The organism is Rhodococcus wratislaviensis (assembly GCF_041228765.1).
GTDB lineage: Bacteria > Actinomycetota > Actinomycetes > Mycobacteriales > Mycobacteriaceae > Rhodococcus_F > Rhodococcus_F wratislaviensis.
Genome location: NZ_CP150490.1, coordinates 21,653 through 35,805, shown reverse-complemented (window position 1 = coordinate 35,805; position 14,153 = coordinate 21,653). Strand labels below are relative to the sequence as shown.

Below are 14,153 nucleotides of genomic sequence, written 5' to 3'. Positions count from 1 at the left end.
ACGCCGTTTTATCAGATGATACAAGCTCCGGAGGAATGAATGGAAGTCATTGATGCAACGGACGGCGGGGCGCAGTTCAGCGCCCGGCTCAACCGCATCCCTGTGATGACGAGGTCTCACAAACGCTGGCTTGCCGTCCTGGCGGCGTTGTTACTGGTCGACATGGCCGACCTGAACACCTTCGCGTTCGCCGCACCGGCCATCCGGGCGGACTGGGGTCTTTCGGTGAGCGACGTCGGCACGATCACGGCAGCGTCATTTCTCGGTATGTTCGCCGGCTCCATCGTGGGTGGGCGTCTTGCCGACCGCTTCGGCCGCAAGCGCATCATCATCGGCGCGACCGTCTTCTTCTCGACCTTTTCGCTCCTGTCCGCATTCGCAGTCGGCGTCGCAGATCTGGCCGTGTATCGAGTTCTGACCGGCGTCGGACTTCAAGCCATGACGGTGGTCGTTCTGACCTACGTCTCGGAGATGTTCCCGAAACTGCATCGTGGACGTGCGCAGACGTGGATCGTTGCATTCAGCCTGCTCGGTGTCCCCGCCATGGCATGGCTCGCACGCTGGATCGTGCCAATCGGACCCTCGGCGTGGCGCTGGATCTTCGTTCTCGGCACGTCCGGACTGCTCCTCATCGCGGTCACCGCACGCTGGCTTCCGGAATCGGTTCGCTGGTTGCAGGAGAATGGTCATTCTGAGCGCGCTGAGGAAATCGTCGCGCGGATCGAGAGTGAGGCACGGGAAATCACACGTGCCGAACTGCCGCAGATCCTGCCGCAGCCAGTCGTTGCGGCAGGCCGACCCGGCGATCTGTTCCGGGGCGGGTACTCCAAGAGGACCATCGTGCTGTGTTTGACCATGGCACTCGCACTGTCCGGGTTCTACGGCTACAACTCCTGGGTTCCGACGCTCCTCACCGAGCATGGGTTCACCACCACCCAGAGCCTGACCTATTCCTCCGTGATGTCCCTCGCGACTGTGCCCGGCGCCCTGCTCGCCCTGTTGTTCATCGACCGCGTCGAACGACGAACTGCCGTACTCGCGCTGTATTCGATGGTCGGGATGCTCATGCTGGTCTTCGGTTTCACCGACAGCGACATAGTGATGGTAGCCAGCGGGCTCCTGATCACGCTGCTGCTTCAAGCCTCCGTGCCCTGCGTCTACACGTATCTGCCCGAGATCTTCCCTACCAGCCTCCGCGGGTTCGGCGCCGGCGTCGGCAACGGTGTCGGACGCCTTGCAGTATTCGCCACGACGTTCCTCGTTGCAGCGCTCCTGTCGCAGTTGGGATTCACGGCGGTATTCCTCTACCTCGCAAGTGTGGTTGTGCTCGCAGGTCTCATCATGGGCAAATTCGGCGAACGCACCCGGGGCCGCAGCCTCGAGGAAATCACCATGACTGCCGACGAGGGCAAACATCAGCAAAGGATCCCGAACACGCAGCCAAGCGCTTCGGGCTCTTGACGTTGACGACATCGTAGGCAGTCGGCAGCGTTGACGCGGCACCTGAATCAGACCTCTTGAACAGAGCCGATTGTGCCACCCGGCGAACCACGAGAGGACGCGTCGACGTTTCCCGAGAGTGGCCGTGACGGCATGGCGTTGTAGCGCTATAACGCCATGCCGTCATCGATTGCTGTGGCCACAATCCTGCACCCACTTCGATCGCCTGCCGCACAGACCATACGTATCATCTGATCGTGCTGAACTGCCTTCGATGGCGTAGGCGCAGTAGACAAACGCTCTGGCGGGCACCGGTTGCGCTTCTGTGCAGGCCATGGGCTTCGCGGTTGCGTCGACGCAACCGTCACCGACATAATGTGGGTGCCCGAGGCAATAGCCGAGGGAAGTGGTTCGTGTAGGAGGTCTCCGGGGCGGAAGTACCCCTGTAGGCAGCCCCACCTAGCGGTTTCCAGCCTTGCGCGCCCACCCACATACGACGAACGCCCCTCGTGCATTGAGGGGCGTTCTCGTGTTTGCAGACCCTGACGACGGTGATGCGGTGCGCGATCTTCGCGCGCATGCTGCCGCCGCGCCCCCATGCCCAGGCATGCACGTCCGGGATCCACAGCAGCGGATTGGTGGGCCGGTCGTGGCCGTACCGGAACGGGGCCCCGGCACCGAGTTCGTCCCGGATGATGCGGTTGTCCTCGTGGTCCTGATCGCATGACTCGATGACCAGGTTCGTCACCGGCATCTGCGCCAGGTCCCGCACCGCGGCGGCCAGGGTGGCGTCGCGGGCCTGGCGTTCGTTGACCTTCCGCGAGCTCATCACATAGATCCGGCTGTTTGCCTCCAGCCGGGCGACCTCGGCGACGATCTTCGGTGCCAGCTTCTTCCCCACACCGGTCATATGGATGCGGGTGTGCCCGGGCGGTCGGAGCGCGTTCATCTGCTTCCGCAGGGCCGTCAGATCGCCGGTCGCCACGGTCACCGCGCACAGGGCGTAACCGCCCCGTTTGGATTCGTCGATGAACGCATGCACGCGGAGCTGTCTCTCACCCGCTCGGACAACCTTCGCAGACCCACACGGGCGTAGTCAGGTTCCGCTCTGCGTGGCTAGGGCACAGATTCGCTGTGCTGGCCAACTACCAGAGGGTGAGGGGTAATCCCGCCGCTTCGGCGCATCTGATCCGCTGTTCGATGCTGTCCGAATCCTTTCCGCAGGTAAGGCCGGTTCGGATTGCGGCGGCGAGGGCACGGGTACGCCCGGCTGGGCCGCGGACGTCGGAAAGCGGGCTGGCGAGGTTGCGGCGCCGCAGGTGGTACTCGGTGCGGTTGACGGTGTTGGTGCCCAGTCGCATGTGCTGTGGGTTGACGCAGCCGGCGAAGTCGCACTGGTGGCACAGGACCGCGTCATCGGTACCGGACCACCCCAGCCGCGGGATGACCCCGTACTCGAGCTGGTAGGCGAACAGGTGCGCGGGAACGGTGCCGCGCCGGGACGGGCCGGGCAGGCTCGCGGCACGGAAGGAGCCGTGCCCGGTGGATGAGACACTTCCGAGCCACACCGTGCACCGGCCACCCGGGCGTCGGTAGGTCTTGGCTTCGAATCGCGCCACGACGGTGGGGTCGTCGAGCCAGGACCGCCACAGCCGTTCGGGGACCCGGATCGGTTGCGGTTGGCCGATCAGGGCGAGCTGTTCGGTCTCAGGGATCGCCGGGGAGGCGGGCATCCCCGGCAGCATCGCTGTGCTGGCGGCGGTGACCATGGTTTCCCCTCCGCTCGCTGCTCATTGGTGCTGTTACCGGTGAGAGTAGGGGCGGGTACCGACACGAAGTTGCCTCGCTGGTGCTCGGGTGCGGGTGTGTCAGCGGGGTGGATGTTCGACTCGCGCGGCGAGGTATTCGGCGTTGTCGCGGGCGGCGAGGGCGCTCCAGCGGGTCGCGGCGCTGACGGAGATGCCGAGGAGGTCCGCCAGTACGGGTGCGGGCAGATCGGCGGCGAGTGCCGCCAGCGCCGCGCCGCGGGCCGGCCGCACCGGGATCCCGGCGGTGCGCAGGAGGAGGGCGAGCCGGCCGGAATCGAGGTGTGCGCCGGGGCAGCGGCCGGGAAACAACCATTCCGGCGTCGTTGATGAAGGCGGCCTGCTGGTGAGCTCGGTGATCAGGGCGGCGAGCGCCGGCGGCAGCAGGACGGGACGATCGCGCAACCGTAGGGTGCTGTCACCTCGGCTGTCGATGCCGAGATCGCTGGTGGTGAGTTCGACGATGCGGGTGGGGATCTGACCGTAGAGCAGGACGAGCCCGCCGGCTACCCGCACCCGCAGGTCGAGGCCGTCGTCGGTCAGGCACCGGCGCAGCGCGGACCAGCGTTCGCCGTCGGCGAGAAGCTGGGAGGGAAGACCGTCACGGCCGAGCCAGGACACGTGCAGGTCGGCGGCACGATCGTGTTGGTGCGCCCAGCGCAGAAAGTCCCGCAGTCGATGGCGGGTGCTGGCCCCCTCCTCCAGCCAGCGGTCGACGTCGGCCTGGGTCGCCTCGGCCAGTGCGTGGTGGTGGTCAATGAGCCAGGTCAGGAACTGAACGGCGACCTGGAGGCGGACACGCGCGTACTTGGGCGCGCTGATACTGAGGTGCCCGCGTGCGGCGCGACCGCGGGCCCGGCGCAGCACCGACCAGGACGCGTACGCGCGCACCGTGGCCGCGAGATCCGGGGGCAGGTCGGCGACGAGGGTGTCGAGCCCGGGCGCAACCGAATCGACGGCGTTGCCCCGGGGTTCGAGGGCACCGGTGTGGAGGAGGATGCTGCGCAGATGCTCGACCGGGATGTCGGTGCCGTGGTGGTCGAGCATGGCGTGGGTGATCGGGGCACCGGCGGCGGCGAGTTCGCGGAGCAACCGGATCCAGGTGCTGTTACCGGCGAGCAGCCGATGTGCGGCTTCAGTCGCGTCCGGTTCGGTGAACAGGGCGTGGAGCCCTGTGAGCTGTGCGGAGATTTTCCCGTCGGGCCCGGTGAGGAGTTGGCGGCTGCGGAGATGGGTGTCGCAGGCGAGGCAGTGAGTTCCGGCGACGAGGAGGTCGACACGTCCGCAGCGGACGCAGTACCAGTTGCGGTCGTCACCTGAGCAGGGACCGCACACCCGCCCACCGGCGTCGGCGTCCTCACCGACGAGTGGGCGCCGGTGCCCGCAACGGGCGCACGGCGAGGGATTACGCCGCAGGTGCCGGTAGCAGGCGCCGCAGATTCGGCCGAGCGGCAGGGTAGTCTGAATCGCCCTGACCTTTCCGCACCGGGAGCAGGGGTGGGCGGGGCGTTGCCGCGCGCGGCAGGTGGCGCAGATTGGTAGCCCCTCCGTGGTGCGGCGAGCGCAGGGCTTCTCCTTCCCGCAGCTGCAGCATGTTTCGGTCGGTGGTGTCCAGCAGCGGTCGCAGATCCAAGTGCCGGCGGCGCGGTCGTCGACCCGAATGTTGGTGGTGGTGCGGCCGCAGCGCCCGCAGACGTGTACCCGAGCCCGGCGGTAACAGCGCGGACAGAGCGGCCCGTCGTCCGTGATCGCGTGGGCGATCTGATTGGTGCGGCCACAGCCGCTGCAGGTGTGCCGTTTGCGCGGCCCGCAGTTCTGGCAGAACGGTGCGCCGTCGATCCGGTAGGCGACCGTGCTGGTCTTGCCGCACCGGGCACACGGTTCGTGTCGCGCCGGATCCGCTCTGGTGCAGAGGATGCAGACGGTGCCGCCGCCGGGGTTGCGGACCGCGGGGTGTCCTTGCCGGCCGCAACGTGCGCACACGATCAAATGAGTACGGCCGTAGCAGCGGCAACAGATCTTCGCTCCGTCCCGTCGGTACGGCAACGCCCGCACGACGCCGCAGCCGGCACACCGCATCCGCTGAACCTGGGGATACCGTTCGGCGAGTGCGGTGAGGAGCCGATCCAGCCCGGCCGGACCCTCGGAGCTACCGGAGGTGAGTGCGGCCGGATGCGCGCGCAGATGGTCGAGCATCGCCCGGGCCTGCGGTGTGGTCGGGTGTACGTCGCCGATCTGTTCGGTGAGCCCGTCGATATCGGCACCGGTCAGCCGCTCCGCGAGGACTGCGGCGAGGTCGGCCATCGCCGCCTGCCGCTTCTCAATGTCGGCGCCGGAGGTCACAACCCGCGGGGACGTCGGATTGTGGTGCGCCGCACGGGCGGCGGCGGTGTCGCGGCACCGGTGCCGGAGGCCTTCTTGCGGACCGGTTCGTCGGTAACAGCAACTTCGATGAGGTCTTCCACGCCGACGTCGAAGATGTCGCACAGCGCGGCGAGGGTGTCGAGGCTCAGCCGTTGCGGGGTGCGGGTGACGAGCCGGTAGACCTGTTCCCGGGACAGGTGCACGCCGCGCTCGGCGAGGAGCGGAACGAGATCAGTGGTGGCGAACATGTCGTGTTCGGCCATGACATTGCGCAGGTGCCATCGGCAGCCCAGTTTCTTGGTCACGTCTGCCCCCGGAGGTCGGGAAGTTTCGCCAGCGATCGTTGCAGCAGCCGGTTGCGGTATTCGTCGGAGACACCGGTGTAGATCGCGGTCGATGCCGCGTAGGAATGTCCCGCCTGCGCGGAGACGAACTTCTCCGGGTAGTCGAACTCGACCAGGTGGGTGATGTAGGAGTGCCGCAGGCAATGCAGGTCCAAAGTCGGGTCCAGGCCGGCGGCGTCGCGGGCGGCGGTGAAGGCCTCGTTGATCCGGCGCAGTGACATTCGGCCGGCGCGTTCGGTCACCCACATCGCGGGAATCGAGGTGGCGCCGAACCGCGGCCGCACATCGCTGCACCACTGCTCGAGCACAGGCACGATCCAATCCATTTCCGGGACAGTCAGCACCGTGCGGCGTTTCGGTGGGCTGCCGTGGGAGGACTTGCCCCAACGCACGAACAGTGCGCCGAACCGGCCGAACTGTGGTGCCTTCGGGTTGTGCCGCAGATCGGCCAGGTCCAGTCCCCAGGCTTCGCGGCGGCGGATCCCGAAGGCGTGGATCGTCTTCAGTAGTGCGGCGTCCCGCATCGCCGCGGCCGCGCCCTTGCGGTGGTGTACGCGGATCTGTTCGACCCGCGCATCGGCGGCGTCGAACAGGGCCTGGATCTCGTCGTAGGTCAACGGTCGCCGACGCGGGTCACCCTCGTGGTCGGTGACGTGCACGATCGAGTTTTCCTCGTGCAGTAGCTGTGTCGGTGCGACACCGAAACGCTCCCGGCATTCGCGCGGCCACCCGTAGCGTGGATCGGTCACATATGTGAGGAACTGTCGCAGCGTGATCTCGTAGATCCGCGCCGTGGACACCACGATCGGTTTGGTGCCGCGACGACAGTTGGCGATGAACTCCTCGAGATCCGCGCACTGCCAGTTCCACGGATAGTCGTTGGTGAACTCGGCGAGCCGTCGCACCAATGCGCGTCGCTGCTCGATCGTCGCGGGCTGGAGGAAACGTGCGCCCTGCTGCGCCGCCCACCCGTCCAACATCGCACCGAATACCGCAGTCTCCGGGTCTAGATGCGCGACACCGGGTGCGAGGACCAAGTGGGCGACACCGGGGCGATCCGCCGTGTCGGCCACGTTGCATAGAATGCATCATTGCGGCATGTAAGACAACACCCAGTCTTTGCATCCGGCCCTGGACGGTACGAGTCGATGGTGAGAGCGACTGCGGTCCTTGCTGGGTTCGACCTGCTCGTTGCTAGCACACACTGCATGCACGGTGACACGCAGTCGCAATGCCGCTGTGCCGGCGCGGGAGATCACAATCCTCGGCGCCGGCGGTTGGTGATACGCCGCATGGACCGCGGCCGTCGAGTGAATCGCGCTATGGCCACCCGGGATCCGCGGTGGCGGGATGCATGAGAAAATTCGGGACATGTGGACACCGATTGGATATGTGATTGCGGCGATCATCGCTGGTGCATTTGTCACGTACAACTCGCGTAAGAGGCCACATGAGCATCTGAAGGTTGATGCCGAGCTTTATAACCTTCTTCCCGAAGATTTCGAAGGCCGCGAGGCTCTTCGTCGCAGTATCGAGTCGCGGGTAGCCGCTCTCGAAACTCCCAACCGAACTCGTAATCACGCCAACTACGCGGTGGGTGCGGTTGCCATTGCAATTGCGATCGCGTCTGTTGCATTCTCGATGAACGCGACCTACGAGCGCCAGCAGGCTCAACAGCAAGAGCTTGAGCAGGCAGGAGCGGCCGCCCGCGATGCGGCCGCAACTGCGGCGCAGCTGAAGAAGGCCATTGAAGGCCTTAATCAAGCAGGAAGCCAGATATCGACCGTGGCTCCTCCAGCGCCCTAGTCGGATCCGGAACGCGAGGTTCCATGGACTAGTTTGCTGGCCCATTAATCCTCCGGCGATAAGTACTTCTGGGCGGTCTCGATGTATACCAACCTGGCTGCGTCGAATGCTTCCTTGGCGAGGTCTAGATCGTGTCCGGTCGTATTCGCGCGGTGCCAGCGCTTAGCTCGTCGGAATACTTTGCGATTGCGTCTGACAGTTTCAGTACTGTCAGTTTGACCGCTTGAGGCCCTGCAAGAAGGGCGGCTCCCTCGTGATCTGAGCACTTCGCCCGTGCGGCGGCGCACTCGGTCTGTGCGGATTGAGCTTGAGCGCCCTCCCGTTGCCCTAGTGCGTCGTAGTAGCGACGAGAGGCCTCCGCAAAGCCATCAACACTTCCTACCATCGCGAGATGCGCGGCGTATCTCCGGTCCTTCAGTTCGTTCGCGCGCGCATGTTTCGCTTGCTTCAAATTCGCAACCACATTAAGTCGATTCGCGCAGTAGCTACCCAAACCGCCCGCGATCGTGCCTGCGATCGCGAAGATGCCGGTACCCCAGTCCACCTCTCCACTTCAGCACGATCGGCTGTCGCTCATACTAGAAACGGGTCAGGATAGGAGAGTTCTCAAGCGTCGCGCGGTCCAGGCGGCATCTGCCAAGAATGTGGTGCTTGGAGCACGTGAGACAACATCAAATGTGAGATCGGCAGCGCAACGCGACTTAGCTCTTCGCATTGGTCCTATGAACTACGCTGTGACTGCGTCTTACTCGAGAACAGTCGAGTGTGTCATCGAGTGCAACTCCGCCTAGTTTCGGCCGTACCCGTCGTCGGCGATGGCGCCGGCGAAGATCCAGCAGTCGGTCGGCCGTGGACCGCGCACGATGAACTTCTCGAATCGTTGCCGCTCCGCGCTGCCCGCTGCGGGAAGCGTTGGGTGCTCCGGGTTCACAGCTGTCACGTCCTTTTCGCCACGCCGGTGTCGCGGACGGTGACCCACAGATGGGGACTGCGAGATCCCTCATGTGGATACCCGAGACTTCTCATTCCGCTCCGCTCGGTCTCAGGTAACGCACAATCGGTCGCAGCCCGCCAGGTGTGGATAACCGTTGGCGGTGGTCACCATTGTGGGTGTGGTCCGGTGTCAGGACGCGAGCTGCTCGGCTTCGTCGGAGTTGTTCTCCGCGACCGCCGAATCCAGGACCGGCTTCGGGGACGGTTCGGCGACAGGCTCGGCCGCAGGTTTCGTCTTCGGCTTCGCCAGGCGGACCAACTCCCGCACCCTCGCTTCGGACAGTTCGGTCATCTCCGCGATGGCCGAGGTCGACTCGCCGCGTTGCTTGAGCCCGAGAATGGCCGCGGCCTGCCGGGTTAGAGCGTTGGCCTTCTTCTGCTCGGCTTCGGCACGAATCTTCCGGATTTTCTCCTCGACATCGGAATCGGCCTTCTCGATGTCGGCAGTGGAGTTGAAGAACGCGACGAGATCGTCTTCGTTCTGCTTCAACCGGGCCTGCTCGGCAGCGAGCCGCTCCGCGTTCGCCTTTCGGACGCGCTCGCGCGCGCTGATCGTTGCTTTGTTAGAGGACGCCATGTGCGGGAGCCTACCTGCCTGCTACGACATCCCTCGTTCAAAACGCCGACCACACCTTTCGCCTCTGCCCGCCGCGATTTTGTCCAATTTCGGCTTTCGACCGTGAACGGCCTGGTCATCGATCCATCTCACGATTTCAAGCCGGGAAGTTCAGACACACCTCTTGCTGAATTTCAGACTTCGTGGGGTGTCGCACCTTTCGGCGTCGTATCCGGCGGCTACTGTTGCCCGTGTGATGACGCTCCACGTGCTGCACGCGGGCGATGGCTACGAGTACCTCACCAAGCAGGTCGCCACCGCTGACCGCGAGCTCGAGCACGGCCAGGAGCTGACCGACTACTACACCGCACACGGCACTCCCCCGGGCCGCTGGTTCGGCTCCGCACTGCCCGACCTGGCGAGCATGGACGCCGGAATCGGCGTCCCCGACGAGCAGCGAATCGCCCTCGGCCAGGTGGTATCCGAGACCCAGATGAAGGCCCTGTTCGGCGAGGGCATGCACCCCAACGCCGAACCGATGATCGCCGCCGGCATCGCCGACGGCACCCCCGCGGAGAAGGCTCTCAAGGCCGCCCGGCTGGGCCGCAAGTTCCCCTCCTTCGCCAACGAGATCCCCCTGCTGAAGGCGCACCGGGCCGCGGTCGAGGCATCCGCGATCGAGCACGGCCGGCGGCCGAACAAGGCCGAGTCCCAGGCACTGATGGACCGGGAAGCGCTGCGGCTGTTCACCGACCAGCACGCCCGCCCGCCGCAGGATCAGCGGGAGCTCCGGTCGTGGATCAGCGCCGAGAAGTCGAAGGTCCGCCAGCCCGTCGCCGGGTACGACCTGGTCTTCACCCCGCCCAAGAGTGTGTCGGTGGTGTGGGCCCTCGCCGACGACGACACCCGCCGCGAGATCGAGCGGATTCACCACGACACGATCACCGAAACGCTGGGCTGGTACGAGCAGCACGCGTGCTTCACCCGCACCGGATCCACCAGCCAGGAAACCCAGGACACCACCGGGTTCGTGGCCACCCTCTACGACCACTACGACTCCCGCGCAGGCGATCCGAACCTGCACACCCACGCCGTGGTCTCGATCAAGGTCCGCACCGAATCCGACGGCAAATGGCGCGCCCTGGACGGGTCGACGATGCACCGCTACGGCGTCGCCGCCTCGCAGCGGTACAACGCCCAGATCATGTCGAAGCTGCACACCGAACTCGGTTTCGGTCTCACCGCCCGGTCCACCGGCCGTGGCCGACAGGACGTCGTCGAGGTCGCCGAGGTCCCCGAACAGCTGCGGGAAATGTTCTCCTCGCGGCGCACCGAGATCGAGGTCCGCCGCGACCAACTCGTCGCCGAATACCGCGCCGAGCACGGTAGGATGCCCTCCCCCAAGGCCATGTTCGGGCTGTACCAGCAGGCGAACCTCGACACCCGAGAAGGCAAGCAGCAACCCCAAACTCTCGTCGAGATGCAACAGGCCTGGCGGGTCCGCTCCGCCCGGGTCCTCGGCAGCGAGCAGCACGTGCACCACCTGACGACCCAGTGGCGGCAGGTCCGCGACACACATGCCGCCGGTCAGCGGCAGCATCCCGCGATGCGCCGCATGACCTCGGTCGAGGACGAGGCACGGTCCGTCCTCACCCGCCTCGAGAATGCCCGCGCAACGTGGGCGCTCCCCCACATTCACAGCGCCGTCGAAGCGAACTTCGCCGCCGTGTCCTTCCCGACCGAAGCCGCCCGCCAGGCCGCGGTGCAGGCCGTCACCGCCCACGTCCTCGGGTCCTCGGTGCACCTGCCGACCCCGGTGTTACCACCCGCCCCGGATGCATTGCGCCGCCGCACCGGCGAGTTCATCCTCACCACTCCCGGCTCCAACCTGCACACCTCCCACGGGGTGATCGCCGCCGAGCAAACCCTGCTCGACGCGACGAAAACCCCCACCGCCTACGTTGCGCCGCAGGCTCAGCTCGACCGGGTCATCAAGGCCGGTGCTAAGGACGCCGGCCGCGCCCTCAACGCCGGGCAGCGGGCGCTGGCCGAGCATTTCGTCGGCAGCGGCGCCCTGCTCGCGGTCGGAATCGGACCCGCCGGCACCGGCAAGACCACCTCCATGAAGGCCGTCGCCGACACCTGGCAAAAGATCGGCCACCAGGTCATTGCACTCGCCCCGTCCGCCGTTGCAGCCGAAACCCTGGGCGAAGAAATCGGGGTGCAAGCCCACACCCTCGCCACCCTCACCTACCCCTGGCGCGGGGTCATCAGCGACCAGCAGCCGGGCACTCTCCCGTCCTCGATCGAGATCACCCCGGGCACCATGCTTCTGGTCGACGAGGCATCCCTCGCCTCCACCAAGGACCTCGCTGCAATCACCGACATCGCCCGCGCACAAGGGGCGATCGTCCGCCTGCTCGGCGACCCCGCCCAGCTCGACGCCGTCGAAACCGGAGGCGCTCTAAGGTTGCTCGCCGAAGAGACCAAGGCACCCGAACTCACCGACGTGGTCCGGTTCGGTGACGACCTCGAACAGGCCGACAACTCTTTGCAAGTCCGCGCCGGGAACCCGGAAAGCCTGGAGTTGTTCGACGACCGCGGCTGGATCCACAGTGGCACCGCCGCCGAGATGAAAGACCAGGCCGCGGCCGCCTACATCGCCGACACCGACGCCGGTCTGCAATCGATCGTGATGCTCTCCACCGGTGACGATGTCCGCGAGGTCAACCTCGCCGTGCAGGCCCACCAACGCGGCCGCGGCATCGCCGACGACACCCACACCACCGTGTTGTCGGACGAACTCACCGCCGGTGTCGGCGACACCGTCCTGACCCGTCGCAACGACCGGACTCTACGCACATTGGGTGGCCGCCGGCGGAACATGTTCGTCCGCAACGGCGACCTGTGGACCGTCACAGCCGTCAACCCCGACGGCTCACTGACCGTGCGCAGCAAGGCCCACGACGGCAGAATCGTGCTGCCCGCGAAATACGTGCGCCGCGACACCGAACTCGGCTACGCCGCCACCGTGCACCGCAGCCAGGGCATCACCGTCGACACCTCCCACACCGCCGTCACCGGAGCCACCAACCGCGCCGGCCTCTACGTCGCGGTCACCCGCGGCCGCACCGAGAACCACCTGTACGTGCCCACCGAACCAGGCGTCACCCAGGACACCGAGGGCATGCACCTCGGCGAACACCAAACCCCACAGGCACACGACGTGCTGCGGAAGATCCTCGCCGCCGACAACGGACACCGCGGCGCCCTCACCGAAATCCGTGAGGCCACCCGGCACGCGAACAGCCCCGAACGACTCCACGAGGCATACCTCGCCGCGCAAACCCGCCTCCGGGATCGATGGCTCGACCACCTCCTCGACCGGGCACTCCCCGCCACGATGCTCGCGACCATGGAAGCGGCACACCCCGGCGCCCTCGCCGCCCTCCGCGCGACCCTCGCCGAGATCCACGACCGCGGCGACAGCGCCACCAGAGTCCTCAACGACGCCCTCACAGCCGGCGAACTGCACACCGCCCGCAACACCGCCGCCGTCCTGAACAACCGAATCACCAAGGCCACTACGACGGTTGGGGGGCCCACCGAGTCGGCGCTTCCACCCCTGCCCCCGCGCGCCCCGCACACCGATATGGAACTCGACGACTACGCCCGCACCGTCGCCGAGCTGTACACAGAGGCCCGTCCCGCCGAACACGACGTCGACGGCATCGGCGCCAAGATCCGCGCCTACCGGCAGACCCGAACCATGCTCGACCGCGAACGCGTGCGACGCCCGGTCGCGGCCGTGTTCGACCCGGAAACAGCCACCACCATCACCAACGACAAGGCCGCGTGGCGACTCGGCCGCCAGCTCCGCAACGCCGCACTCGCCGGCCTCGACCCGACCGAGATTCTTCAGTGGCACGCCCGCCAGCTCACCGAACAAGGCAAGCGAATCACCGCCGTCTCCCTCGCCAGCGACATCGGACCCACACTGACCACGGCGACCCGAGCCCTCAACGCCCGGTGGCTCGGCGAGAACCACGAGATCCTCCGCGAGCACCTGCCCGTTGCGGCCGCGATGGCCGATCACGGCGACGACCCCCGCTGGAACGACATCGCCGGACGGCTACGTGTCCACACAACCTTGGGCGGCCGCGACCTCGGCGACCTCTGCGCAGAACTCGCCGAGCACGCCGGAACCATGTCCAGCATCGGCCGTGTCGTCGACGCGCTCGACGAGATCGCACCGGTAGGACACGAGCCGAGAAACCCGGCCGCGCCGCACTGGGTACGCTCCCCCGACGCCGACTCTCACGCTGTCGATCCCGACCTTGCCCAGCAGCTGCGCGACGAATACCGCGACATCGCAGGCGCGCACGAAGCCGCCATACGCGAGATCGGCGCCAGTGCAGCGAGGGCGGTGGAATTCGATAGGGAGGCGGTAGAACTCCCCGCCAACCTCGCCTGGACCAGACACCTCGGACCGCGCCCCGACGAGACCGACCTAGCCGCCGAATGGGACCGGGCAGCAGCCGAGATGCACGCCTACCGCAACACCTACCGCGTCACCGACACCACCTCACTCGCCGGCGACCGCCCCGACAACAAGGCCGAACTCGGCGACTTCCACTCCATCCACGACCACGCTCAGGCCTACCTGGACCACGTACGGGAACATCAGCAATTACTCCGACATCGGGCCCATCAGCAAGCGGGCGCCGAACAGCTTCGGCATGCTCAATCGCTTTCCGATGTCAGCCCAGAGGCAGGGCACGACAGACCCGAGCGGAGCGGGCGGAGGCTCTGATCCCGGTAGCCGGCCACCGTCGCACCCACTGG

General features: G+C 66.5%; 10 protein-coding genes. 3 read left to right on the top strand and 7 right to left on the bottom strand.

Annotated features, from left to right (window positions below; translation table 11 throughout):
• Window positions 1–39 precede the first annotated feature (39 nt).
• Window positions 40–1,461, top strand: a complete 1,422-nt coding sequence (locus WKC72_RS41570) for an MFS transporter (RefSeq protein ID WP_370185818.1) — start codon at window positions 40–42, stop codon at window positions 1,459–1,461.
• A 343-nt stretch (window positions 1,462–1,804) separates the two neighbouring features.
• Here the strand turns inward: WKC72_RS41570 and WKC72_RS41565 are convergent, their stop codons facing one another.
• The 5 genes from WKC72_RS41565 to WKC72_RS41545 all read right to left on the bottom strand — a co-directional run bounded on the left by WKC72_RS41565 (window position 1,805) and on the right by WKC72_RS41545 (window position 7,026).
• Window positions 1,805–2,482, bottom strand: a complete 678-nt coding sequence (locus WKC72_RS41565) for a hypothetical protein (RefSeq protein ID WP_370185816.1) — start codon at window positions 2,480–2,482, stop codon at window positions 1,805–1,807.
• Window positions 2,483–2,585: 103 nt separating this feature from the next.
• On the bottom strand, window positions 2,586–3,209 hold the full coding sequence (locus tag WKC72_RS41560) for a hypothetical protein (RefSeq protein WP_370185813.1): 624 nt from the start codon (window positions 3,207–3,209) through the stop codon (window positions 2,586–2,588).
• A 99-nt stretch (window positions 3,210–3,308) separates the two neighbouring features.
• On the bottom strand, window positions 3,309–5,549 hold the full coding sequence (locus WKC72_RS41555; RefSeq protein ID WP_370185810.1) for a hypothetical protein: 2,241 nt from the start codon (window positions 5,547–5,549) through the stop codon (window positions 3,309–3,311).
• A 35-nt stretch (window positions 5,550–5,584) separates the two neighbouring features.
• Window positions 5,585–5,914 carry a helix-turn-helix domain-containing protein gene (locus WKC72_RS41550; protein ID WP_370185807.1) on the bottom strand — a complete coding sequence of 110 codons (330 nt, stop codon included), beginning with the start codon at window positions 5,912–5,914 and terminating at the stop codon, window positions 5,585–5,587.
• Complete coding sequence (locus tag WKC72_RS41545) at window positions 5,911–7,026, bottom strand: tyrosine-type recombinase/integrase (protein WP_370185804.1); 1,116 nt, start codon at window positions 7,024–7,026, stop codon at window positions 5,911–5,913. Before WKC72_RS41545 ends, WKC72_RS41550 begins: the two co-directional genes overlap by 4 nt.
• Window positions 7,027–7,303: 277 nt before the next feature.
• Between WKC72_RS41545 and WKC72_RS41540 the strand changes: the two genes are divergently transcribed.
• Complete coding sequence (locus WKC72_RS41540; RefSeq protein ID WP_370185802.1) at window positions 7,304–7,759, top strand: hypothetical protein; 456 nt, start codon at window positions 7,304–7,306, stop codon at window positions 7,757–7,759.
• Between the two features lie 787 nt (window positions 7,760–8,546).
• Here the strand turns inward: WKC72_RS41540 and WKC72_RS41535 are convergent.
• Both WKC72_RS41535 and WKC72_RS41530 read right to left on the bottom strand, forming a co-directional pair.
• Complete coding sequence (locus tag WKC72_RS41535) at window positions 8,547–8,699, bottom strand: hypothetical protein (RefSeq protein ID WP_370185799.1); 153 nt, start codon at window positions 8,697–8,699, stop codon at window positions 8,547–8,549.
• A 183-nt stretch (window positions 8,700–8,882) separates the two neighbouring features.
• Entirely contained in the window at window positions 8,883–9,329 is a 447-nt protein-coding gene (locus tag WKC72_RS41530; RefSeq protein WP_370185796.1) for a hypothetical protein, read from the bottom strand.
• Window positions 9,330–9,564: 235 nt separating this feature from the next.
• Here WKC72_RS41530 and mobF point away from each other — a divergent pair, with 235 nt between their 5' ends.
• A complete protein-coding gene (gene mobF / locus WKC72_RS41525; protein WP_370185902.1) occupies window positions 9,565–14,121 on the top strand; it encodes a MobF family relaxase in 4,557 nt (1,518 codons plus the stop codon).
• Window positions 14,122–14,153: the final 32 nt, after the last annotated feature.

Coding starts and splice junctions, on each gene's coding strand:
- WKC72_RS41570 (WP_370185818.1), top strand. CDS start 40: ATGGAAGTCATTGATGCAACGGACGGCGGGGCGCAGTTCAGCGCCCGG.
- WKC72_RS41555 (WP_370185810.1), bottom strand. CDS start 5,549: ATGGCCGACCTCGCCGCAGTCCTCGCGGAGCGGCTGACCGGTGCCGAT.
- WKC72_RS41540 (WP_370185802.1), top strand. CDS start 7,304: ATGCATGAGAAAATTCGGGACATGTGGACACCGATTGGATATGTGATT.
- WKC72_RS41530 (WP_370185796.1), bottom strand. CDS start 9,329: ATGGCGTCCTCTAACAAAGCAACGATCAGCGCGCGCGAGCGCGTCCGA.
- mobF (WP_370185902.1), top strand. CDS start 9,565: ATGACGCTCCACGTGCTGCACGCGGGCGATGGCTACGAGTACCTCACC.
- WKC72_RS41560 (WP_370185813.1), bottom strand. CDS start 3,209: ATGGTCACCGCCGCCAGCACAGCGATGCTGCCGGGGATGCCCGCCTCC.